Genomic DNA, 20,946 nt, shown 5'->3' with positions numbered 1-20,946 from the left:
AATCAAAATCATCGCTCTGATAGACGCTGTCGTCGATCACCAGATGGCCCGCCAGCGCTTCGCCATACACGCGCTGACCGTTGGCGCGCGCCCGCGTGATGGCGTCGAGCGACTCGGCGCACGAGACGTGCACGATGTACACGGGGGTATTCAACACATTGGCAATCGCGATGGCGCGGTTGGCCGCCTCCGCTTCCACTGCCGGAGGACGCGACAACGGGTGCGCCTGCGGCCCGGTAATCCCCTTTTTCAGCAAGGCTTGCTGCAATTGAAAAACCAGCTCGCCGTTTTCCGCATGCACGGTGGGCAGCGCGCCCAGCTCCAGCGAGCGGGTAAAGCTTTTCACCAGCGTTTCATCGTCGGCCATGATGGCATTCTTGTAGGCCATGAAGTGCTTGAAGCTGTTCACGCCATGCTCGCGCACGAGGATGCCCATCTCTTCATGCACCTGTTCGCTCCACCAGGTGATCGCCACGTGGAAGGTGTAGTCGCCGGCCGCCTTGGCCGACCACTCGCGCCACTGATGATACGCTTCGATCAGCGACTGCTTCGGTGCGGGAATGACGAAGTCCATGATGGTGGTGGTGCCGCCCGCCAGTCCCGCCGCCGTGCCCGTGAAAAAATCGTCGGACGTCACCGTGCCCATGAAGGGCAGATTCATGTGCGTGTGGGTGTCTATCCCGCCCGGCATCACGTACAGGCCGCCCGCCTCGATCACGGTGGCGCCAGCTGGCACCGGCAAGTTCTCGCCGACGGCGGCAATCGTGTCGCCCTCGATCAGCACATCGGCGCGAAACGCGCGGTCGGCGTTGACGACGGTACCGCCACGTATCAATGTAGTCATCTTGTCTCCTTCTCGAAAAGATCAGGACTGCGGCACCTGCTGCACGTGCGCTACGACCCTGCCCTTCATCATGACGCCGTATACGACCGCGGCGATGGCCACACCCACGAACCAGGCGTAGGTGTAGATGGTTTTAAAGCCTTCGGCCACGCCGGGAAACGCCGTGGGAAAAGCCGCGTTCAGAAAGCCGGGGATATTCGGCAGCACGGCGACGACAAAGGCGATCAGCGCCGCCATGTTCCAGCCATTGCCATACGAGTAGATGCCGTCGTCGCGGTATAGCTGCCTGACGTCGAGCTGCGTCTTGCGCACAAAATAATAGTCGACGATGAGAATGCCGGCGATGGGGCCCAGCAGGGCCGAGTAGCCGATCAGCCACGTGAAGATATAACCCTGGGTCGATTCGAGCACCTTCCACGGCATCATGACGATGGCGATGAAGGCCGTGATGTAGCCGCCCATCTTGTACGAAATCTGCTTCGGCGCCAGCGAGGAAAAGTCGTATGCCGGGCCCACCAGGTTGGCCGCCAGGTTGACGCTGACCGTGTCGATCAGCAGAATGATCAGCGCGACCAGCACGGCGGCGCCCGTCATGCGGCTGGCCAGGTCGACGGGATCCCAGATGGCCTTGCCGTACATGACCACGGAGCCGGCAGTGACGATCACGGCCAGCATGGCCAGCAAACCCATGGGCACGGGCAAGCCGACCGACTGGCCGATCACCTGGTCGCGCTGCGTCTTGGCGAAGCGCGTGAAGTCGGGAATGTTCAGCGCCAGGGTGGCCCAGAAACCCACCATGGCCGTCAACGATGGCCAGAAGACGTTCCAGAACTGGCCCGCCTTTTTGCCGCCGGGGATGAATTGCGATGGCTGGTCCAGCAAGCTGGCGACGCCGCCGGCCTTGCTGTGCACCCAGTACAGCAGCACGAAGCAGATGAGGATTTTCAAAGGCGCCGTATAGGTTTCAAGCTTGCGGATCGACTCCATGCCGTGCAGGATGTAATAGAACTGGATGGCCCAGAAAGCCAGGAAACACAGCAACTGGCTACCGTTGATGCCCAGGCCCGCGATCTTCTCGCCGCCCAGTTCATGCCCCATCAACACGCCCATCAGGGTATAGATCATCTGCCCGCCGAACCAGGTCTGGATGCCGTACCAGCCGCAGGCGACGATGGCGCGCATCAGCGCCGGCAGTCGCGCCCCCATGGTGCCGAACGAGGCGCGCGCCAGCACGGCATATGGGATGCCGTACTTGGTGCCCGCATGGCCGATCAAGAGCATGGGCAAGAGCACGATGGCGTTGGCGAGGAATACCGTGAGCACCGCCTGGTAACCGGACATGCCGCTGTCGATCAGGCTGGCCGACAGGGTATAGGCGGGAATGCACATCACCATGCCCACCCACAGCGCGGCAAAGTGATACCAGCGCCAGGTACGCTGCGCCGCCGTGGTGGGCGCCAGGTCTTCATTCCACAGCTGCGTATTGCCTGAATAGTCGTGGTTCACAGGTATTCTCCATCGGTTAGGCCGCCGGCATCTTGAATGACGCCAGGGATACGGCATTGTGTAAACTGCGGCAGTCTAGCTTACTGCAAAGACAGGCAACAGTTTATAAAATAAACGTACGCAAAAAACGTGCCCTAAGCCGTTTCCACCAATGCCCGTGGATTTCTGGGATCCTGCGTCCAGTTCATATATGGCTTGCCCGTGACCTGCGGCACCATCGTGATGCAGCCCTGCACCGGACAGGTGATTTCGCACAGGTTGCAGCCCACGCATTCCTCCTTGATGACCTCATACGTGCGCATGCCGGCGGCGTCGATCAGTTGCGCAATCGACTGGTGCGACGTGTCTTCACAAGCCACATAGCACTTGCCGCACTTGATGCAGTCATCCTGGTTGATGTGCGCGATCACCTGGTAATTCATGTCCAGGTATTTCCAGTCCGTCGTGTTGGTCACGGCCTTGCCGGCAAAGTCGCTGATGCGCGCATACCCCTTCTCATCCATCCAGCGCGACAAGCCATCCTTCATCTCGTCGACGATGCGGAAACCATGCAGCATGGCCGCCGTGCACACCTGCACGCAGCCGGCGCCCAGGGCGATGAATTCGGCCGCGTCGCGCCAGTTGCCGATGCCGCCGATGCCGGAAATGGGCAAGCCGCGCGTCTGCGGATCGCGGGCGATTTCCGCCACCATGTTCAGGGCGATCGGTTTGACGGCAGACCCGCAATAGCCGCCGTGCGTGCTGGCGCCGCCCACGATGGGCAAGGCCACCATGCGGTCCAGGTCCAGCGAGGTAATCGAGTTGATGGTGTTGATCAGCGAGACGGCGTCGGCGCCGCCCGCCTTGGCCGCGCGCGCCGGCATGCGCACGTCCGTGATGTTCGGCGTGAGCTTGACGATGACGGGTAGCTTGCTGTGCTTCTTGCACCAGGCAGTCACCATCTGCACATACTCGGGCACCTGGCCCACGGCCGCGCCCATGCCCCGCTCCGGCATGCCGTGCGGGCAGCCGAAATTGAGTTCGATGCCGTCCGCTCCTGTCGCTTCCACCTTCGGCAAAATGTCGGCCCAGTAGTGCTCTTCGCAGGGCAGCATCAGCGAGACGATCATGGCGCGGTCGGGCCAGTCCTTTTTCACCTGCGTGATTTCGCGCAGGTTGATCTCCAGCGAGCGGTCCGTGATCAACTCAATATTGTTGAAGCCCACCACTTCGCGGTTCTTGCCGTACAGGGCTGAATAACGCGACGAGACGTTGACGGCGGCCGGGTCTTCACCGAGGGTTTTCCACACGACGCCGCCCCACCCCGCCTCGAACGCGCGCACCACGTTGTAGGCCTTGTCGGTCGGCGGCGCGGACGCCAGCCAGAAGGGGTTCGGCGCCTTGATGCCGCAAAATTCGATGCTGAGATCAGCCATTATGCAGCCTCCACTTTATTCAATAAATCGGAATGGATGGCCAGTGCGGCCAGCTTGCCATGCTGGACGGCTTGCACCGTCAAGTCCTGCCCCGGCGCCACGCAGTCGCCGCCCGCGTAGATCCCCGGCAGCACCGTGCGAAAGCCCGCGTCGACGGCGATCTTGTCGCCTTCGCGCTGCAGCAACGACGCCATCGGATCATGCAGCACGCCGGTATCGAGGCTCTGGCCGATGGCCTTGAAGATGGCGTCGGCCGCCACGTCGAACGTTTCGCCCGTGCCCGCCAGGCGCGTGCCCTGCATGCGCGTTTTCTCGAAGCGCATGCCGGCGACCTTGCCGGCAGTATCGAGCAGCACCTGTTGCGGCTGGCCCCACGTCAGCATGCGCACCTGGTTGGCCTTGGCGATATCCTGCTCATGGTGGGTCGCCGTCATGGCGTCGAAGCCGCGCCGGTAGACCAGGGTGACTTCCTCGGCGCCCAGGCGGCCAATCTGCACGGCCATGTCGATGGCCGTATTGCCGGCGCCAATGACGATGGCGCGTTTCGGCACGGGCAGCGCGGCCAGGTCATCGGCCTGGCGCAGCGCGGCGATGTAATCGACGGCGGCCAGGAGACCCGGCGCATCTTCGCCCGTCAAGCCCAGCTTGCGGCTGGCGCCCAGCCCCAGACCGAGGAACACGGCGTCGTACTGCGCGTGCAGGTCGCGCAGCTGCAGGTTCTCGCCCAGCACCTGGCGACATCGGATCTCGATGCCGCCTATGCCCAGCAGGAAGTCGATTTCCTTTTGTGCGAAGTCGTCCGTCAGCTTGTACTTGGCAATACCGTATTCATTCAGGCCGCCGGCCTTGCCTTCCTTTTCAAAGATCACCACGTCGTGCCCCAGCATGGCCAGCCGGTGCGCGCACGACAGGCCGCTAGGGCCCGCACCGACGATGGCGATCGTCTTGCCGGTGGCGGCCGCGCGCCGGAACGGGTGCGCCGCAAACTGCATGTGGTCGACGGCATAGCGCTGCAAGAGGCCGATCTTGACGGGCTGGCCTTCGGCGTCGTGGTTGCGCACGCAGACGTCCTCGCACAGGATTTCCGTCGGGCAGACCCGGGCGCAGCTGCCGCCCAGGATGTTCTGTTTCAGGATGCCGGCGGCGGCGCCGTTGATGTTCTTGTCGTGGATGTTGCGGATGAAGCTGGCCACGTCGATTTCCGACGGACAGATGCGGCTGCACGGCGCGTCGTAGCAGTACAGGCAGCGGGCGCTTTCGATGGCGGCCTGGCGCGCCGTCAACGGCGGCGCCAGGTCCGTGAAATGGCCCGCCAGTTCCTCGTTGGGCAGGGCGGGATGCGGCAAATAGTTCAAAGACTCGATCATCGCGTATTCCTCTTGTTATGTGCGGCCGGCTCGTAATTTGAAACCTTTACTTCATCTGGGGAAAAGCAAATTCCACACCAGCGCTTGCCGTGTTCGGCCAGCGCTGCATCACGGCCTTGTGGCGCGTGTAGAAACGCACGCCTTCCGGGCCATACGCGTGGTGGTCGCCGAACATGCTGCGCTTCCAGCCGCCAAAGCTGTTGAAGGCCATCGGCACGGGCAAGGGGATGTTGACACCCACCATGCCGACCTGAATCTGGCGCACGAATTCACGCGCCACGCCGCCATCGCGCGTGTAGATGGCCACGCCGTTGCCATACTCGTTGGCGTTGATCAGCTCCACCGCATGCACCACGTCAGGACACCGGAGCACGCACAGCACGGGGCCGAAAATCTCTTCCTTGTAGATACTCATGTCGCGCGTGACGTGGTCAAATAACGTACCGCCGACAAAGAAGCCGTTCTCGCGTCCCGCCACCACATGGTTGCGGCCATCGACCACCAAAGTCGCGCCCTGCTCCACGCCCGAGGCAATGAGTTTTTCGATCCGGTGCTTGGCGGCCAGCGACACGACCGGTCCCATTTCCGCACCATCTTCCATGCCGTCGCGCACTTTCAGTGCGGCCGTGCGCGTTGCCAGTGCATCGATCAATTTGTCGCCCGCGTCGCCCACGGCCACCACCACGGAGATGGCCATGCAGCGCTCGCCCGCCGAACCATATGCCGCGCCGATCAGCGCGTCGACCGTCATGTCCATGTCCGCATCGGGCATCACCACCATGTGGTTCTTCGCGCCGCCCAGCGCCTGCACGCGCTTGCCGCTGGCGCTGCCGCGCGCATAGATGTATTCGGCAATCGGCGTCGAGCCGACAAAGCTGATCGCCTGCACCACAGGGTGGTCGAGCAAGGCGTCGACCGTCACTTTATCGCCCTGCACCACGTTGAAGACGCCGTCGGGCAAGCCAGCTTCTTTCAGCAGTTTCGCGTGCAGCAGCGAGGCCGACGGATCGCGCTCGGACGGTTTCAAGACGAAGGTATTGCCGCAGGCAATCGCCACCGGGAACATCCACATCGGCACCATCACGGGGAAGTTGAACGGCGTGATGCCGGCCACCACGCCCAGCGCCTGGCGCATGGACCAGGCGTCGATGCCGCGCGAAATCTGGTCCGTGAATTCTCCCTTCAACAGTTGCGGGATGCCGACGGCAAATTCCACCATCTCGATGCCGCGCGCCACTTCGCCCTGGGCATCGGCAAAGGTCTTGCCATGCTCGCGCGTGAGCATGGCGGCAAAGTCGTCCGTGTGCTGCTGGCACAGCTGCAGGTAGCGAAACAGCACGCGCGCGCGCGTCAATGGCGGCGTGGCGGACCAGGAGGGAAAGGCTGCTGCTGCGGCCTGCACGGCCGCGTCGACGTCTTCCACGGTGCCCAGCGCCACGCGGGCCACGGGTACGCCCAGTGCGGGGTTGTAGACGTCGCCGTAGCGGCCACTTTGCGTGTCGACGTTGGCGCCGTTGATGTAGTGGGTGATGGTGTCGAGGTTGTTCATTGGTTTTCCATTTTTAAACCCAGAGGCAAAGACTGGGGTCGGACCCTCAGGGTCCGACCCCGGCTCTTGTTTTGGGTTTGCCGTTCAATCGAGATTTTTGAGTACCGTCGCCAGCTTGCCGAACAGCTCGTCGACATGCTGTTTCTCCAGCACCAGCGGCGGCGACAGGGCGATGATGTCACCCGTCGTGCGTATCAGCACGCCGTCGGCGAAGGCCTGCTTGAAGGCGTTGAAGGCGCGCGTGCCTGGCTTGCCGGCGATGGGATCGAGTTCGATGCCGGCGATCAGGCCGATGCTGCGCAAATCGATCACGTGCGGCAGACCTTTCAGCGAATGCACGGCGTCGCTCCAATATCCCTGCATCGCTTTGGCGTGGCCGAGGATGTCCTGCTCCTCGAACACTTGCAGGGTCGCCAGCGAGGCGGCGCAAGCGAGCGGGTGGCCGGAATACGTATAGCCGTGGAACAGTTCGATGCCCGGTGGCGCGTCCATGAAGGCGTCGTGGATATATTGTTTGCTGAACACCGCGCCCATCGGCACCATGCCGTTGGTCAGGCCCTTGGCCGTCGTCATCAGGTCCGGTTCGACGTCGAAATAGTCAAAGGCGAACGGCGTCGTCATGCGGCCGAAGCCCGTGATCACTTCATCGAAGATCAGCAGAATGCCGTGCTTGGTGCACAGCTCGCGCAAGCGTTTCAGATAGCCTTTCGGCGGGATCAGCACACCCGTGGAACCGGCCACCGGCTCGACGATGACGGCGGCGATCGTCGACGCGTCGTGCAGGGCGACGATGCGTTCCAGTTCATCGGCCAGGTGGGTGCCGTATTCGGGCTCGCCCACCGTGTAGGCGTTCTTGTCCAGGTTGTGCGTGTGCGGCAGGTGGTCGACGCCCGGCAGCAGGGGGCCGAAGGTCTTGCGGTTGCCGCCGATGCCGCCCACGGAAATGCCGCCGAAGCCCACGCCGTGATAACCGCGTTCGCGGCCGATCAGGCGCGTGCGTGCGCCCTCGCCGCGCGCCCGGTGATAGGCCAGCGCGATCTTCAACGCCGTGTCGACGGCTTCGGAACCGGAGTTCGTATAAAACACGTGGCCAAATTTATGCCCCGTGTAGTCCATCAGTTTTTCCGCCAGGTCGAAGGCAGCCGGATGGCCCATCTGGAAGGTGGGGGCGAAATCGAGCTGGCCCACCATCTCGCGGATGGCGCCGACGATCTGCGGCTGCGCATGGCCGCACGGCACGCACCACAGGCCGGCCGTGCCATCGAGGATGGCGTTGCCATCGACATCCTTGTAATACATGCCTTCGGCCGACACCAGCAGGCGAGGGTTGGCCTTGAAATCACGGTTATTCGTAAACGGCATCCAGAATGCCGACATCGATTCCGGCCTTGTTTCGTTCATGATCTTCTCCTTGGAATGGGCTGGCGCGGGGCCAGGATCGTTTTTGACGAAGCGTAAAATAATTTACCAGTTGGCAAAAAGCTGATGTAATAATAGACAGGCCATCCCCAATGGCACAGATACACAAACGGCAAAGTATCCCAACCGTACAGGTCGGAAAACCACTACAGTTTTGTGCAAGGCAGCATAAGGAGCCACCGGTGACGCACAACGTGAAGCAGGACGAGGGCGAAGGTAACGCAAGTGGCTGGCCCGTGCTGGACATCGACCGCCAGAAAAAAGGTGGCCTCGTCGAGCAGATCGTCATCGCCATCAGCATCATGGTGGGCAGCCGCACCCTGCGCATCGGCACGCGCATGCCGTCCGTGCGCCAGTTCGCCCGCTGCAATGGGGTGTCGACGTTTACCGTCGTCGAATCGTATGACCGCCTGGTCAACCTGGGCTTGCTGTCGTCGCGGCGCGGTTCCGGCTATTTCGTCGCGCGCCACGATATCGCCGCCTCGCCGCAGGCTGCCCTCATTGCCAACACCTATGCGAGCCCCACCGCCATCGACGCCCTCACGCCGGACCTGTATTCGGGCGTATCCGATGCCCTGCCCGTGGGCGCGGGCTGGCTGCCGCCCGAGATGTATGGCGAAGCGACCGTGCTCGATGCCGTGCGCCAGGCCATGCGCATTCCCGCCAGCCGGCTGCGCGGCTACGGCCACCCTCTCGGCTTTCCCTCGCTGCGCCAGCACCTGGCAAGCAGCCTGTCGGAAGAGCTGTTCCAGGTGGAGCCGGACCAGGTCTTGCTGACGCACGGCGCCACGCACGCATTCGATTTGATCCTGCGCAGCCTGACCAAACCGGGCGACACGGTGCTGGTGGAAGACCCCGGCTACAGCAATCTGCAGTCGCTGATACGCCACCATGGCTGCATCCCCGTCGGCATTGCGCGCGGTGAGGCGGGCCTCGATCTCGATGCGCTGGCCGTTGAAGCCGCGCGCACGCAGCCCAAGCTCATGTTCGTCAACACGGTGCTGCAAAATCCGCTCGGTACCTCGCTCAGCCAGGCGCAGACGCACCGCCTGCTGGCGCTGGCCGAGCAGTTCGATTTCTGGCTGGTCGAAGACGATATCTACCGCGAGCTGGCGGCGCGCGGCGACGCCTCGCTGGCGGCGATGGACGGCTTGCGCCGCGTGATCCGCGTGGGCAGTTTTTCCAAGACCCTGTCGCCCGTGCTGCGCGTGGGGTCGATTTGCGCCTCGCCGTCGCTGGTGGCCGAACTGGTGCGCGTGAAAATGCTGGCGGGGCTGACGACGTCGGAAATCAACGAGCGCGCCGTCTACCACGCCATCTCCGCGCGGCCCTACAAGCGCATGGTGGAACGCCTGGTGGCGCAGCTTGATGCGGCACGCGAGCGCAGCATCGACTGCCTGGCGCAGGCGGGCATGGCGCCCGTGGCGCGACCGCGTGGCGGCATGTTCGTCAGCGCCGGCTGGCCCGACCTGCAGACGCCGGAATGGAATGGCAAGATCATCGCCGACATGGCATTAAAGGCCGGCATCCTGCTGTCGCCGAACGAATTTTTCATGCTGCGCGCGCCCGAGACGGTGTGGTTCCGCTTCAACGTGGCCTACACCGATACCCCCGTGCTGCAAGCCTTCCTGCAATCGATCCGTCCACGCTAAAGAACCCGCCATGGCCAGCGACAAATCCCCTGCCCTTTCCGTGAAAAATGCCGGTGGCCGGCGCCTGCAAAACCGCGACCGCCTGGAAGCGGACATCCTGGAGCAAGCCGTGCGCGCCTTCGCGCAAAGCGGCTATGAAGGCGCGTCGATCGCCACCATCGCCGAGCGGGCCGGCCTGTCGAAGCAAAACCTGATGTATTACTTCCCGTCCAAGCAGCTGCTGTACCAGCGCGTGCTCGACGATGTGCTCGACGACTGGCTGGCGCGCATGGAATCGCTGGCCAATGAACACGACGAGCCGCGCGACGTGCTGCGCGCGTACATCGGCGCCAAGCTGCGTTTTTCACGCGAACAGCCGTGGGCTTCGCGCGTGTATGCGCTGGAAGTGATCAATGGCGCGCCCCTGTACGGCGCGCAGATACGCGACCGGGTCGTGCCGCTGCTGCGCAAGGATATCGCCGTCTTCGAGGCATGGATCACGGCCGGCCGGATCGCGCCCGTCAACGCCACGCACCTGATGTTCGCCATCTGGGCCATGACGCAGTCGTATGCGGATTTTTCGGCGCAGATGGCCCTGGTGCTGGATCGCAAGCAGCTCACGCGCAAGGATTACGAGGACGCGGAAATCCTGCTCACGCACATGGTGCAGGCGGCCATCACCCTGCCTGCGGCAGTGTCCGGCACGTGATGAAATTTCCAAGGAACAAACGAGCAGTGATAGCATGGCGCGCTGGAGCGTTTGCAATGGCGACGCGATACCCACAGGATAAGGAACAGGCATGAAACAATGGTCATCGGCGCGCACCGCGTCATTGCTGGGCAAGGTCGCCTGCGCGGCGCTGCTGGCAGTGGCGTCCACGGCACAGGCGCAGACAGTGGGCATGATAGACAATCAGCCGCTGAGCGAAACCTGGCTCAACGCGGGCTTTTATTCGTATCACTTTCAGCGCGACAAGAACCTGAACGACAGCAATCCGGGCCTGGGCGCCGAATACCGCTTTTCCACGGTTGCGTCGGTCACGGCCGGACGCTTCTACAATAGTGACCGCGCCTACTCGAACTACCTGGGCGTGTACTACCAGCCCATCAAGGTAGGCCCGCTGCGCATCGGCGCCGTCGTTGGCGGCTTCAGCGGCTATCCGAAGATGCGCGATGGCGGCTGGTTCCCAGCCCTCGTCCCCACCATCAGCTATGAATACCAGCGCGTGGGCGTGAATATCGCCATCGTGCCGTCCTACAAGGACCGCCTGTATGGCGCCCTCAGTTTCCAGCTGAAACTGAAGGTGTTCGAGTAACCGTTTGTCTTCGCCTGTCGCCGTTCGCTCCGCCATTCCTGCCATTCGTCGCATACGCGATGCCCGGCAGCAAGGTTTTGCCTATAGTGGATTCATCGCCAGCCTGCATACGGCAACGGCAACCACAGGAGAACGGCATGAAAGACATCAATTCGGCACCGGGCAGCACTTCCTTCAGCGCTTTCTGGAGCGAACTGTGCGCTTACGCGCACCAGGGCATGGCCGCCCTGCGCGCCATGTCCTGGCCCATGGTGCTGGGGTGCTGCCTGGGCCTGGCGTTCGTGATCACCATCTTGCCGCTGGCCATCATGCTGTTTGTCCTCGTCATGCTGCTGAGATGGGCAAGCAACAGCGACGATACGGGCGCGGACGCGAAGACGGCGAACGCTTCGCAGACGCCGCAATAAAAATTTGCGTCGTGGCAAGAGTGCAATGATTGTTCTATGGCACTATGGATGGGCGCGGCACTGACGGGCATCAAACCCATCCCGATCGATGAGTTGGATAGGGAACGCCGCGCAGGATCCATGATCGAAGCTACTCCCCCACAGCCATAGGAGTTTTCTGATGACCACGACAGCAAAAGCGACAACTGCGACGACCATTCCCTGCCTGCGCTACCGCGATGCGCCCGCCGCCATCGAATGGCTATGCAAGGCGCTCGGTTTTGAAAAACAATTGATCGTGCCTGACGGCAACGGTGGTGTCGCCCACGCACAACTGAGCTTTGGCAACGGCATGGTCATGGTGGCACCGGCTATCGACAGCGACTATGGCCGCCTGATGAAACTGCCTGGCGACGTCGGCGGCGCGAACACGCAAAACTGCTACCTGGTCGTCAGCGATGCCGATGCCGTCTACCACAGCGCGCGCGAGGCGGGCGCCGAGATCGTGCTCGACATCAAGGATGAAGATTACGGCGGACGGGGCTTTACCTGCCGCGACCCGGAAGGCCATATCTGGAGCCTGGGCACTTACGATCCATGGTAAAACGGAGAACAATGATTATCAGTACCCTGGCCGCCGCCAGCCTTGCGCTGATCGGCGGTTTCCTGTCCGCTCCCGTCCTCGTGGACGAGCACCTCAACCGTATCCACCCGCCGTCCGGCAAGCCGCCGTCGACAGCGACCATGGCACTGCACCAGAGCCTGTGGATCGCCGACCTGCACGCCGACAGCTTGCTGTGGCAACGCAATCTGAACCGCGACAGCCAGCGCGGGCATGTCGACTTCCCCCGCCTGCAGCAGGCCAACATGGCGCTGCAAGCCTTTTCCGTCGTCACCAAGACGCCGCGCAAGATGAATATCGAGCGCAATGACAGCGACACGGACAACATCACGGCCCTGGTGGTGGCGCAAGGCTTGCCGCCCGCCACGTGGAACAGCCTGCTGGCGCGCGCCACCTGGCAGGCCGACGAGCTGCGCCAGCAAGCGGCCAACAGTCATGGCAAGGTCAGGGTCATCGGCAGCCGCGCCCAGCTGCGCAGCTTCATCGCCGCGCGCGACAAAGAGCCAAATCTGGTGGCCGGTTGGCTGACCCTGGAAGGCGCGCATGCGCTCGAAGGCAAACTGGACAACCTCGACACCTTGTACCGGGCCGGCTTCCGCATGGCCGCGCCCACGCATTTCTTCGACACGGAACTGTCCGGCTCCCAGCACGGCCTGAAGAAAGGCGGCCTGACGCCGCTGGGCCGGCAATGGCTGCGCGCCATGGAGCAGCGCAAGATGATCGTCGACCTGGCACACGCCTCGCCGGCCACCATCGACGACGTACTGACGATGGCGAAACGCCCGGTGATGGTGTCGCACACGGGGGTGCGCGGCACTTGCGCCAATGGGCGCAACCTCAGCGACGCACAATTGAAACGCATCGCCGCCCAGGGTGGCCTGGTGGGCATCGGCTTCTGGAATACGGCCGTTTGCGGCAAGGACGTGGCGTCCATCGCGCGCGCCATCCAGTACACGGTCAAACTGATCGGCGCCGAACACGTGGCGTATGGCTCGGACTTCGACGGTGCCGTCACCACGGCCATCGACGCCGCCGGCTTGCCGCGATTGACGCAGGCGCTGCTCGACGCGGGCCTGTCGGAAACGCAAATTCGCCGCGTGGCGGGCGAAAACGTGCGCGACTTTTTACTCAAGAATCTGCCCGACGACGACGCCTAGCCCAGTGCGCGGATCAAAGCCTGGTCCGCCACCTGGCGCGGCCGGATGCGTATCAGCTTGCGGTACAGCGGCGGCATGGCGTCGCACAGCGCCAGCAGCGCGTCTTGCGCCATGGCCGGGCGCACGTACTGGAATTGTCCGGGATTGTTCTCCGGCAGCGCCCCTTCCATGGTGGAGCCGTAGGCACCCAGCGTCATGAAACTGGCGGCGCTGTCGTCCGGGCCGACGGCCAGCACGAAGGTGCCGTGCTTGGGGTGGCCCAGATAGCTTTTGATTTCTTCCTGCCCAGCCGGCGCCGCATTCGCCATCAATTCATAGCGCAGCTGCGCGTACTGGCGCGTGCACTCCATGAACGGCGTGCGGATGGCCGATTGCGCCAGTTTTCCCGGCATGCACAGCAGCAGGTTGCCGAAGGAATCGAGCAAGGCGGCCGCATCGCCCTGCCCGCCATCGCGCGCATCCTGCTCCATGGCCGCCTGCAGGAAGGGCGCCAGGCCCGCGTCGGGCGCATGCGGCGCGCAGCGGTAGGTCAGGGCATCGGGATAGCGGCGGCGCAGGGCACGCACCACGGCATGCTCGGACGGCAAGGTGGCGGGATCGCGCCGGTGCACGTCGTCGCCCGCGTTCAGCAACTGCATCACCTGCGCCGATGTCGCTTCGAACACCAGCGAGCACAGTGCCTGCGTCGCCTCATGGATGCTCTTGCCGATGAAAAAAGATTTGGGTGCGGCGCCGGAAGGCAGGCGCGCATACTCGGTGGCGCCGCGCACGGCCGGATAGCAAAAGCTGCGGCCGGCCTGCGCCTGCAGCGGTGCCGGCAAGGCCGTAAACGTGGCGGCACCATCGTAATTGATGCCCGCCTTGACGTCGGGCGCGGCTGCCACCACGTTGAAACCGGCCGCCAGAATCGCCCCCGCGCACATGCAGCACGGGTCGAGCGAGGTGACGATGGTCAGTTCGCCCGGCGGCGGCAAAGGCGTGCCCTTGGCCCGCTCGGCGAAATACCAGTCCACCAGCTGGCGCTCGCCATGCGCGGTGGGGTCGAACACCAGGCCCTGGCGCACGACGTTGTTGTGCATCGATTGCAGCACGTTGCCGGCGCCATCGAGCAGCACGCCGCCCACGCCGAAGGTGCCCTGCGTCTTCGCTGCCATGGCTTCGGCCGCGGCAATCGCCACGGCGGCCTGGATGTCGATCGTCTTGTTCAAGCGTATCCTGTTACGTCATGTCCAGATCGGAATTGCCGAAGCCGTGCGGCAGCAGCCAGCCCGCTGTCACTTCCATGACATCGTTTTTCAGGTTCGTCAGGATCACCGGCAAATCGGCGCCGCCCATCTCGAAGATCACCTGGCGGCAGGCGCCGCATGGCGAGATCGGTTCAGCCGTGTCGCCCGTGACGGCCAGCCTGGCGAAGTCGCCCGGCTTGCAGCCATGCGCGATGGCGCTGAAAAACGCCGTGCGCTCGGCGCAGTTGCACAGGCCATACGCGGCGTTTTCCACGTTACAGCCACGGAAGACGCGGCCATCCTTGCACAGCAGCGCCGCGCCCACCTTGAAACGCGAATAGGGCGCGTAGGCCAGTTCGCGGCCGGCATTGGCTTCGGCGATCAGTTCTTGGTTGTTCATTTGCTTATCTATCTGTAAAACCCGCGAAAGGCCGGGGTCAGACCCTCAGGGTCTGACCCCAGATTTTGCTTCTAGGGTTAAGTTATGGTCGAATGGTACGATAAATCACCGGATTGGCCGCCAGCGCCACCGCACTGATGGCATACGCTTCCTGGATTTCCCTGACGGCTTGCTGCGCCGCCGCTTGCGTGCGCGCGTGCACCATGGCCAGCGGCTGGCCAACGGCCACTTGCTCGCCCAGGCCCACCAGGTCCGTCAGGCCGACGGCGAAGTCGATGCTGTCGGTCGGACGGCGGCGTCCACCGCCCAGGGCGACGACGGCCAGACCGATGGCGCGGCAATCGCGCACGTTGGCAAAGCCGGCCGACAACGCAGGTACCGGCACGATGAACGGCGCCTGTTCCAGGTGCTTGTCAGGATGCTCGACGAGATCCGCCGGGCCACCCAGGGCGGACACCATGCGCGCAAAGCGCTCGGCCGCCGCGCCCGAATCGAGGGCCGCCATCAATTTCACGCGCGCTTCCTCTTCGGTGGCCGCCAGGCCGCCCAGCACCAGCATCTCGGCGCACAGCGACAAGGTGACTTCGTGCAGGCGCGCGGGACGCGAACGTCCCGTCAGGTAATCCATGGCGCCGCGCACTTCCAGCGCATTGCCGGCGTATGGCGCCAGCGACTCGTTCATGTCCGTCAAAATCGCCGAGGTCTGCATGCCCGCGCCATTGCCCACGGCGACGATGCTCTCGGCCAGCTCCACCGACTTGTCGTAGGTCGGCATGAAGGCGCCCGTGCCCACTTTCACGTCCATCACCAGCGCGTCCAGCCCGGCCGACAGTTTCTTCGACAGGATGGAGCCGGTGATCATGGCCACCGATTCCACCGTGGCGGTGACGTCGCGGATGCTGTAGAAGCGCTTGTCGGCCGGCGCCAGCTGGGCCGTCTGGCCGATGATGGCCACGCCAACTTCCTTGACCACCTTGCGGAACAGTTCATTGTCCGGCACCGTGCAATAGCCGGGAATGGCGTCGAACTTGTCCAGCGTGCCGCCCGTGTGCCCCAGGCCGCGGCCCGAGATCATCGGCACGTAGCCGCCGCACGCGGCGACCATGGGGCCCAGCAGCAGGGAGACCACGTCACCCACGCCGCCCGTCGAATGCTTGTCGACAACAGGACCTGGCAGGTTCAGCGAGCGCCAGTCCAGCACCTGGCCGGAATCGCGCATGGCCAGGGTGAACGCCACGCGCTCGTCCATGTTCATGTCGTTGAAAAAGACGGCCATGCCCAGCGCCGCGATCTGGCCTTCGCTGACGCTGCCGTCAGTGATGCCGCGCACGAAAAACTGGATTTCCTCGGCGCTCAGCACGCCCTTGTCGCGCTTCTTGCGGATGATTTCCTGGGTTAACAACATCGAATAACTCCAATCATGAGATCTGGGGTCAGTCCCTGCGGATCTGACCCCAGCTTTGTAACGCTAGTTACTTATCAGACGCCGTAAGGTATCCACACGTTTTTCACTTGCGACGCATGCGCCAGCACGGCACGGCCACCGCTTTGCGCGGCGCTGTACCAGTCGCGGCCTTTGGCGCCGCCGACCCAGGTGCGCTTCAGGGTAGCGGCCGACAGGCGCTCGACTTCCGCACAGCCGTCGGCGGAACCGTCATGGCGCCAGACGGCATCGATGTCGGCGTGCGTGGCCAGGGTGCGCGCCAGTTCATCGGCGTTGCCGCTGATGATGTTGACGACGCCGCCCGGCAAGTCGGACGTGTCGAAGACCTGGTACAGGTCCAGCGCGGAGAGCGGATGCGCTTCCGACGGCACCACCACCACGCGGTTACCCAGCGCGATGGCCGGCGCCACCAGTGAAATGAAGCCGAGTAACGGCGCTTCATTCGGGCAGACGATGCCGATCACGCCGACCGCTTCGTTCAGCGCCACGGTGATGCCCTTGGTGGGTGGCTGGTGCGCCAGGCCGTCGTACTTGTCAGCCCAGGCGGCGTAGTAGAACAGGCGCTCGATCGAAGCCTGCACTTCCTTCTCGGGATTTTTACTGCCCGTCATGGCGGCGATGCGGGCGGCGAATTCGTCGGCGCGCGCGGCGAGGTTTTCGGCGATGTAATACAGCACTTGCGCGCGGTTGTGCGCCGTGGCGCTGGTCCAGCCGGACGCTTTATGGGCCGCTTCGACGGCGTTGCGAATATCCTTGCGGCTGCCCACGCCCACTTCGGCCAGCAGGGCGCCGTTCACGCCAAACACGGGAGTGCTGTAAGCGCTGTCGGGGCGCGCCTGCTTGCCGCCGATGTACATCTTGGCCGTGCGGTCGATGGCGAATGGGTCGGCTGCCGCCGGTTTCACATTGGCCTTGGCCTTCGTTTCCACCACCGGCAGGGCCGGGCGCGCATCTTCGGCCAGGGCCGTCATGTATTCCAGCATGCCTTCGCGGCCGCCTTCACGGCCGAAGCCCGATTCGCGGTAGCCGCCGAAGCCGCACGCGGCATCGAACTGGTTGGCGCTGTTGATCCACACCACGCCGGCCTTGATGGCGGGAGCGATGTCCAGCGCCAGGCTGATCGACTCGGTCCACACGCTGGCGGCCAGGCCGTACACCGTGTTGTTCGCCAGCTGCACCGCTTCAGGCGGCGTGCGGAAGCTCATGGCCACCAGCACGGGACCGAAGATTTCAGCCTGCGCCACGGCGGCCGACGTCGACGCGCCCGTGATCAGGGTCGGCGGGAACCACGAGCCGTCAGCCGGCAGTTCGCACGCCGGTTGCCACACGTCGCAGCCTTCGGCACGGGCGGAATCGACGAGCGCGGCGATGCGCTGGCGCTGCACGGGGTCGACCAGCGCGCCCACGTCCATCGATTTATCCAGCGGCGAGCCGAGGCGCAGGTTTTCCATGCGCGCGCGCACCTTGTTCAGGAAGCGCTCCTGGATCGATTCCTGCACCAGCAGGCGCGAACCGGCGCAGCATACTTGCCCTTGATTGAACCAGATCGAATCGACCAGGCCTTCCACGGCGCCGTCGAGGTCCGCGTCTTCAAAGACGATGAACGGCGACTTGCCGCCCAGTTCCAGCGACAGCTTCTTGCCGCTGCCGGCCGTCGCGATGCGGATCAAACGGCCCACTTCGGTGGAACCCGTAAACGCGATCTTGTCGACACCAGGGTGGTTGACGATGGCCGAGCCCACTCTGCCGTCGCCCGTGACGATGTTGACCACGCCGGCCGGCATGCCTGCCTGCAGGCACAATTCGGCGAACAGCATGGCGGTCAGCGACGTGAATTCGGCCGGCTTGAAGACGACCGTGTTACCGGCCGCCAGGGCCGGGGCGATTTTCCACGACAGCATCAGCAATGGGAAATTCCACGGCACGATCTGGCCCACCACGCCGACGGCGCGGTAGTCGGCGAATTCTTCCGACTGCAGCTGCGCCCAGCCCGCGTGATGATAAAAATGGCGCGCGGCCAGCGGCAGGTCGATATCGCGCGTTTCGCGGATGGTCTTGCCGTTATCCAGGGTTTCCAGCACGGCGAACAGGCGCGAATGCCTTTGCAGCAAACGGGCCAGCGCGTACATGACTTTCGCGCGACCGTGGCCACCCATGCCCTGCCATACGGGCAGCGCGCGGCGCGCCGCTGCCACGGCGCGTTCCACGTCGGCATCGGTGGCTTGCGTCAGTTCGGCCAGCTGCGTGCCGTCGGCCGGGTTGGTCGAGGCGAACAGCTCGGCCGGCTCGCTCCAGGCATTGTCGATGAACAGACCGAATGTGCGCTGGTGGCCGTCGAGCCACGCCTGCGCTTCTTTTTGACTTTCGGGAGCAGGGCCGTAGTCCATAGTAGTGAGAATCTCGTTAATTGTTGGCATGACGATTGTTCTTTAAGGTTGTGCGTGACGATGATTGGCCGAATAGCTGCCGGTGACGTAGTGCTCGAGCTGGCGCTCGATGTCGGTCAGCAGGCTGGAAGCGCCGATGCGGAACAGGTGCGGCTGCAGCCATTCGTTGCCCAGTTCTTCCTTCATCAGGGTCAGGTATTGCAGCGCGCTCTTGGCCGAGCTGACGCCGCCGGCCGGCTTGAAGCCCACCTGGAAACCCGTCTGCTCGTGGTATTCGCGGATCGTGCGCACCATCGTCAGGGCCACGGGGATGGTGGCGTTGACGCTTTCCTTGCCGGTGGAGGTCTTGATGAAATCGGCACCGGCCATCATGCACACCCACGACGCCTTGGCCACGTTTTCCATGGTCAGCAAGTCGCCCGTGGCGAGAATCGCCTTCACGTGCGCTTCGCCGCAAGCCTTGCGGTAAGCGAGCATTTCGTCGTACAGCACTTGCCAGTTACCGTTCAGGACATGCTGGCGCGTGATGACGATATCGATTTCCGAAGCGCCGGCGGCGACCGACAGTTCGATCTCGCGCAGCTTCGTTTCCATGTTCGTCAGGCCCGCCGGGAAGGCGGTCGACACGGCGGCGATAGGCAAACGGCCCTGGATGACTTTCACGGCCGGTTGAATCATCTCGTGGTACACGCACACGGCGCCGGTGCTCAATTGCGTCAGGCCCAGTGCATCCATCAGGTCGGCGCGCAGCGGGCGCATGGCCTTCATGCACAGGCGTTCCACGCGGCCCGGCGTATCGTCGCCACCGAGGGTGGTCAGGTCGATCATCTGGATGGCTTTGACCAGCCAGGCGGCCTGGTATTCCTTTTTCACCGTACGGCGGTTCGCCAGGCTGGCCGCGCGGCGGTCCGTCGCGGCGCGGTTGACGCGGATCTGGTTGATCCAGCCCAGGTCGAGGCCGACGGCCTCGTTACGCTTGAATTCGGGGTGCATGAGTGTCATAACAAGCTGGTTCCATTAGCAAGTGGTGGTACGCCAAGGTGCTTGGCGAGGGTTTGGCCAATATCGGAGAACGTCTCGGAAATGCCCAGTGCGCGCGGGGCGACGCCGGGGCCGAAGAAGATCATCGGAATGTGTTCGCGGGTGTGGTCGGAGCCGTGCCAGGTGGGGTCGCAGCCATGGTCGGCGGTGATCACGACCAGGTCGCCTTCCTTGAGCTTGGCCATGAATTCCGGCAGGCGACCATCCATTTCGCGCAGCGCGTCGGCATAGCCTTCGACGTTGCGGCGGTGGCCGAACGCCTGGTCGAAATCGACGAAGTTCACGAAGGTGAGCGACTTGTCCTGCACTTCATCGACCGTCTTCAACAGCGCTTCGAACAGCGCCATATTGTCGACGCCCTTGACGACTCTGGAAATGCCCTGGGTGGCGAAAATGTCGCTGATCTTGCCCAGGCCGACGACTTCGCCGCCCGCATCCTTGACGTGGTCGAGCAGGGTCTTGCTTGGCGGCGCCACCGCATAGTCGTGGCGGTTCGACGTGCGCGTGTAGTTGCCATTGCTGCCCGTGAACGGGCGGGCGATGACGCGGCCGATGTTGTACGGCTCGACCAGCTTGAAGGCCATTTCGCACACTTCATACAGACGCTCGAGGCCGAACGATTCTTCGTGCGCGGCGATCTGCATCACCGAGTCGCCCGAGGTATAGATAATCAGCTTGCCGGTGGCGACGTGCTCGTCGCCATGCTTGTTGATGATGTCCGTGCCCGAGGCATGGCAGTCGCCGAGGAAGCCGGGCACGCCGGACAGGGCCTTGAGCTTGTCGGTCAGGTCGGCCGGGAACGATGGCGTGGTGCGGGGAAAATATCCCCAGTCGAATTCGACGGGCACGCCAGCGATTTCCCAGTGGCCGCTCTGTGTGTCCTTGCCGGTGGAGCGCTCGCGCGCCGCGCCGTAGGCGCCGGTGAAACCGTCGCGCTGGTCGAAGCCCGTGGCCCATTCGCCGCTGGCCAGGTGCGCCGCGGCGCCCAGGCCCAGGCGTTCCATGTTCGGGAGTTTCAAGGTCTTGCCGCTTTTGGCGACAGTGCTGGCAATGTGGCCAAAGGTATTGGCACCTGCGTCGCCATACTTGGCGGCGTCTGGCGTCGCGCCAAGGCCGAAGGAATCAAGCAGGAGGATAAATGCGCGTGACATGATAAGGCTCGCTTTATGGAGTGATGCGGAATGATGCGGACAGTGTAGGCCGGATTTTCCGGGCCTGCCGCGCGGCAGCGCCGGT

18 protein-coding genes are annotated in these 20,946 nt (G+C 63.7%); 6 read left to right on the top strand and 12 right to left on the bottom strand.

Going from position 1 to position 20,946, the window contains the following annotated elements; genetic code table 11:
- The 6 genes from K0F86_RS27325 to K0F86_RS03540 form a co-directional block, all read right to left on the bottom strand.
- Positions 1-844 (bottom strand): amidohydrolase family protein (locus K0F86_RS27325; RefSeq protein ID WP_374197261.1); only part of this gene is annotated, 844 nt, incomplete at its 3' end.
- A 21-nt stretch (positions 845-865) separates the two neighbouring features.
- Positions 866-2,350, bottom strand: coding sequence for an NCS1 family nucleobase:cation symporter-1 (locus K0F86_RS03560; RefSeq protein WP_219132996.1), 1,485 nt, complete (start codon positions 2,348-2,350; stop codon positions 866-868).
- A gap of 134 nt (positions 2,351-2,484) precedes the next feature.
- A complete protein-coding gene (gene preA, locus K0F86_RS03555) occupies positions 2,485-3,765 on the bottom strand; it encodes an NAD-dependent dihydropyrimidine dehydrogenase subunit PreA (protein WP_219132995.1) in 1,281 nt (426 codons plus the stop codon).
- On the bottom strand, positions 3,765-5,132 hold the full coding sequence (locus K0F86_RS03550; protein WP_219132994.1) for an NAD(P)-dependent oxidoreductase: 1,368 nt from the start codon (positions 5,130-5,132) through the stop codon (positions 3,765-3,767). Before K0F86_RS03550 ends, preA begins: the two co-directional genes overlap by 1 nt.
- A gap of 46 nt (positions 5,133-5,178) precedes the next feature.
- Complete coding sequence (locus tag K0F86_RS03545; protein ID WP_219132993.1) at positions 5,179-6,681, bottom strand: CoA-acylating methylmalonate-semialdehyde dehydrogenase; 1,503 nt, start codon at positions 6,679-6,681, stop codon at positions 5,179-5,181.
- An 84-nt stretch (positions 6,682-6,765) separates the two neighbouring features.
- Positions 6,766-8,082, bottom strand: coding sequence for an aspartate aminotransferase family protein (locus tag K0F86_RS03540; RefSeq protein ID WP_219132992.1), 1,317 nt, complete (start codon positions 8,080-8,082; stop codon positions 6,766-6,768).
- Positions 8,083-8,282: 200 nt separating this feature from the next.
- Here K0F86_RS03540 and K0F86_RS03535 point away from each other — a divergent pair, with 200 nt between their 5' ends.
- The 6 genes from K0F86_RS03535 (at position 8,283) to K0F86_RS03510 (ending at position 13,212) form a co-directional block, all read left to right on the top strand.
- The gene (locus tag K0F86_RS03535; protein WP_219132991.1) at positions 8,283-9,752 is read left to right on the top strand and encodes a PLP-dependent aminotransferase family protein; all 1,470 of its coding nucleotides are present in this window, start codon (positions 8,283-8,285) and stop codon (positions 9,750-9,752) included.
- Positions 9,753-9,762: 10 nt separating this feature from the next.
- Positions 9,763-10,440: a TetR/AcrR family transcriptional regulator gene (locus K0F86_RS03530; protein ID WP_219132990.1), complete on the top strand. Its 678-nt coding sequence runs from the start codon at positions 9,763-9,765 to the stop codon at positions 10,438-10,440.
- Positions 10,441-10,531: 91 nt separating this feature from the next.
- Entirely contained in the window at positions 10,532-11,047 is a 516-nt protein-coding gene (locus tag K0F86_RS03525; protein ID WP_219132989.1) for a hypothetical protein, read from the top strand.
- 137 nt (positions 11,048-11,184) lie between these two features.
- Positions 11,185-11,454, top strand: a complete 270-nt coding sequence (locus K0F86_RS03520; protein WP_219132988.1) for a hypothetical protein — start codon at positions 11,185-11,187, stop codon at positions 11,452-11,454.
- Positions 11,455-11,614: 160 nt separating this feature from the next.
- Positions 11,615-12,037, top strand: a complete 423-nt coding sequence (locus K0F86_RS03515; protein ID WP_219132987.1) for a VOC family protein — start codon at positions 11,615-11,617, stop codon at positions 12,035-12,037.
- Between the two features lie 11 nt (positions 12,038-12,048).
- Positions 12,049-13,212 (top strand): dipeptidase, encoded by a 1,164-nt coding sequence (locus K0F86_RS03510; protein ID WP_219132986.1) that lies wholly within the window; start codon positions 12,049-12,051, stop codon positions 13,210-13,212.
- On the opposite strand, the gene K0F86_RS03505 is transcribed toward K0F86_RS03510, so the two are convergent.
- The 6 genes from K0F86_RS03505 to K0F86_RS03480 all read right to left on the bottom strand — a co-directional run bounded on the left by K0F86_RS03505 (position 13,209) and on the right by K0F86_RS03480 (position 20,861).
- On the bottom strand, positions 13,209-14,426 hold the full coding sequence (locus K0F86_RS03505; protein ID WP_219133456.1) for a nucleoside deaminase: 1,218 nt from the start codon (positions 14,424-14,426) through the stop codon (positions 13,209-13,211). The two genes, K0F86_RS03510 and K0F86_RS03505, sit on opposite strands and share 4 nt — an antisense overlap.
- A gap of 4 nt (positions 14,427-14,430) precedes the next feature.
- Positions 14,431-14,838, bottom strand: coding sequence for a cytidine deaminase (locus K0F86_RS03500; RefSeq protein ID WP_219132985.1), 408 nt, complete (start codon positions 14,836-14,838; stop codon positions 14,431-14,433).
- 82 nt (positions 14,839-14,920) lie between these two features.
- Positions 14,921-16,243, bottom strand: a complete 1,323-nt coding sequence (deoA, locus tag K0F86_RS03495; RefSeq protein WP_219132984.1) for a thymidine phosphorylase — start codon at positions 16,241-16,243, stop codon at positions 14,921-14,923.
- 74 nt (positions 16,244-16,317) lie between these two features.
- Positions 16,318-18,699, bottom strand: coding sequence for an aldehyde dehydrogenase family protein (locus tag K0F86_RS03490; RefSeq protein WP_374197260.1), 2,382 nt, complete (start codon positions 18,697-18,699; stop codon positions 16,318-16,320).
- A 12-nt stretch (positions 18,700-18,711) separates the two neighbouring features.
- On the bottom strand, positions 18,712-19,671 hold the full coding sequence (deoC, locus tag K0F86_RS03485) for a deoxyribose-phosphate aldolase (RefSeq protein ID WP_219132983.1): 960 nt from the start codon (positions 19,669-19,671) through the stop codon (positions 18,712-18,714).
- A complete protein-coding gene (locus K0F86_RS03480) occupies positions 19,668-20,861 on the bottom strand; it encodes a phosphopentomutase (protein ID WP_219132982.1) in 1,194 nt (397 codons plus the stop codon). The genes deoC and K0F86_RS03480 overlap by 4 nt, the downstream gene beginning before the upstream one ends.
- Positions 20,862-20,946: the final 85 nt, after the last annotated feature.

The organism is Janthinobacterium sp. UMAB-60 (assembly GCF_900095235.1).
GTDB lineage: Bacteria > Pseudomonadota > Gammaproteobacteria > Burkholderiales > Burkholderiaceae_D > Janthinobacterium.
Note: the sequence above shows the minus strand (reverse complement) of the source record. Positions and strands in the feature narration are given on the sequence as shown.

Excerpts from the sequence above, each read along its gene's own strand:
- K0F86_RS03520 (WP_219132988.1), top strand. The coding sequence starts at position 11,185 with ATGAAAGACATCAATTCGGCACCGGGCAGCACTTCCTTCAGCGCTTTC.
- K0F86_RS03515 (WP_219132987.1), top strand. The coding sequence starts at position 11,615 with ATGACCACGACAGCAAAAGCGACAACTGCGACGACCATTCCCTGCCTG.
- K0F86_RS03510 (WP_219132986.1), top strand. The coding sequence starts at position 12,049 with ATGATTATCAGTACCCTGGCCGCCGCCAGCCTTGCGCTGATCGGCGGT.
- K0F86_RS03550 (WP_219132994.1), bottom strand. The coding sequence starts at position 5,132 with ATGATCGAGTCTTTGAACTATTTGCCGCATCCCGCCCTGCCCAACGAG.
- K0F86_RS03540 (WP_219132992.1), bottom strand. The coding sequence starts at position 8,082 with ATGAACGAAACAAGGCCGGAATCGATGTCGGCATTCTGGATGCCGTTT.
- K0F86_RS03500 (WP_219132985.1), bottom strand. The coding sequence starts at position 14,838 with ATGAACAACCAAGAACTGATCGCCGAAGCCAATGCCGGCCGCGAACTG.
- K0F86_RS03545 (WP_219132993.1), bottom strand. The coding sequence starts at position 6,681 with ATGAACAACCTCGACACCATCACCCACTACATCAACGGCGCCAACGTC.
- deoC (WP_219132983.1), bottom strand. The coding sequence starts at position 19,671 with ATGACACTCATGCACCCCGAATTCAAGCGTAACGAGGCCGTCGGCCTC.
- K0F86_RS03530 (WP_219132990.1), top strand. The coding sequence starts at position 9,763 with ATGGCCAGCGACAAATCCCCTGCCCTTTCCGTGAAAAATGCCGGTGGC.
- preA (WP_219132995.1), bottom strand. The coding sequence starts at position 3,765 with ATGGCTGATCTCAGCATCGAATTTTGCGGCATCAAGGCGCCGAACCCC.
- K0F86_RS03490 (WP_374197260.1), bottom strand. The coding sequence starts at position 18,699 with ATGCCAACAATTAACGAGATTCTCACTACTATGGACTACGGCCCTGCT.
- K0F86_RS03480 (WP_219132982.1), bottom strand. The coding sequence starts at position 20,861 with ATGTCACGCGCATTTATCCTCCTGCTTGATTCCTTCGGCCTTGGCGCG.
- K0F86_RS03525 (WP_219132989.1), top strand. The coding sequence starts at position 10,532 with ATGAAACAATGGTCATCGGCGCGCACCGCGTCATTGCTGGGCAAGGTC.
- deoA (WP_219132984.1), bottom strand. The coding sequence starts at position 16,243 with ATGTTGTTAACCCAGGAAATCATCCGCAAGAAGCGCGACAAGGGCGTG.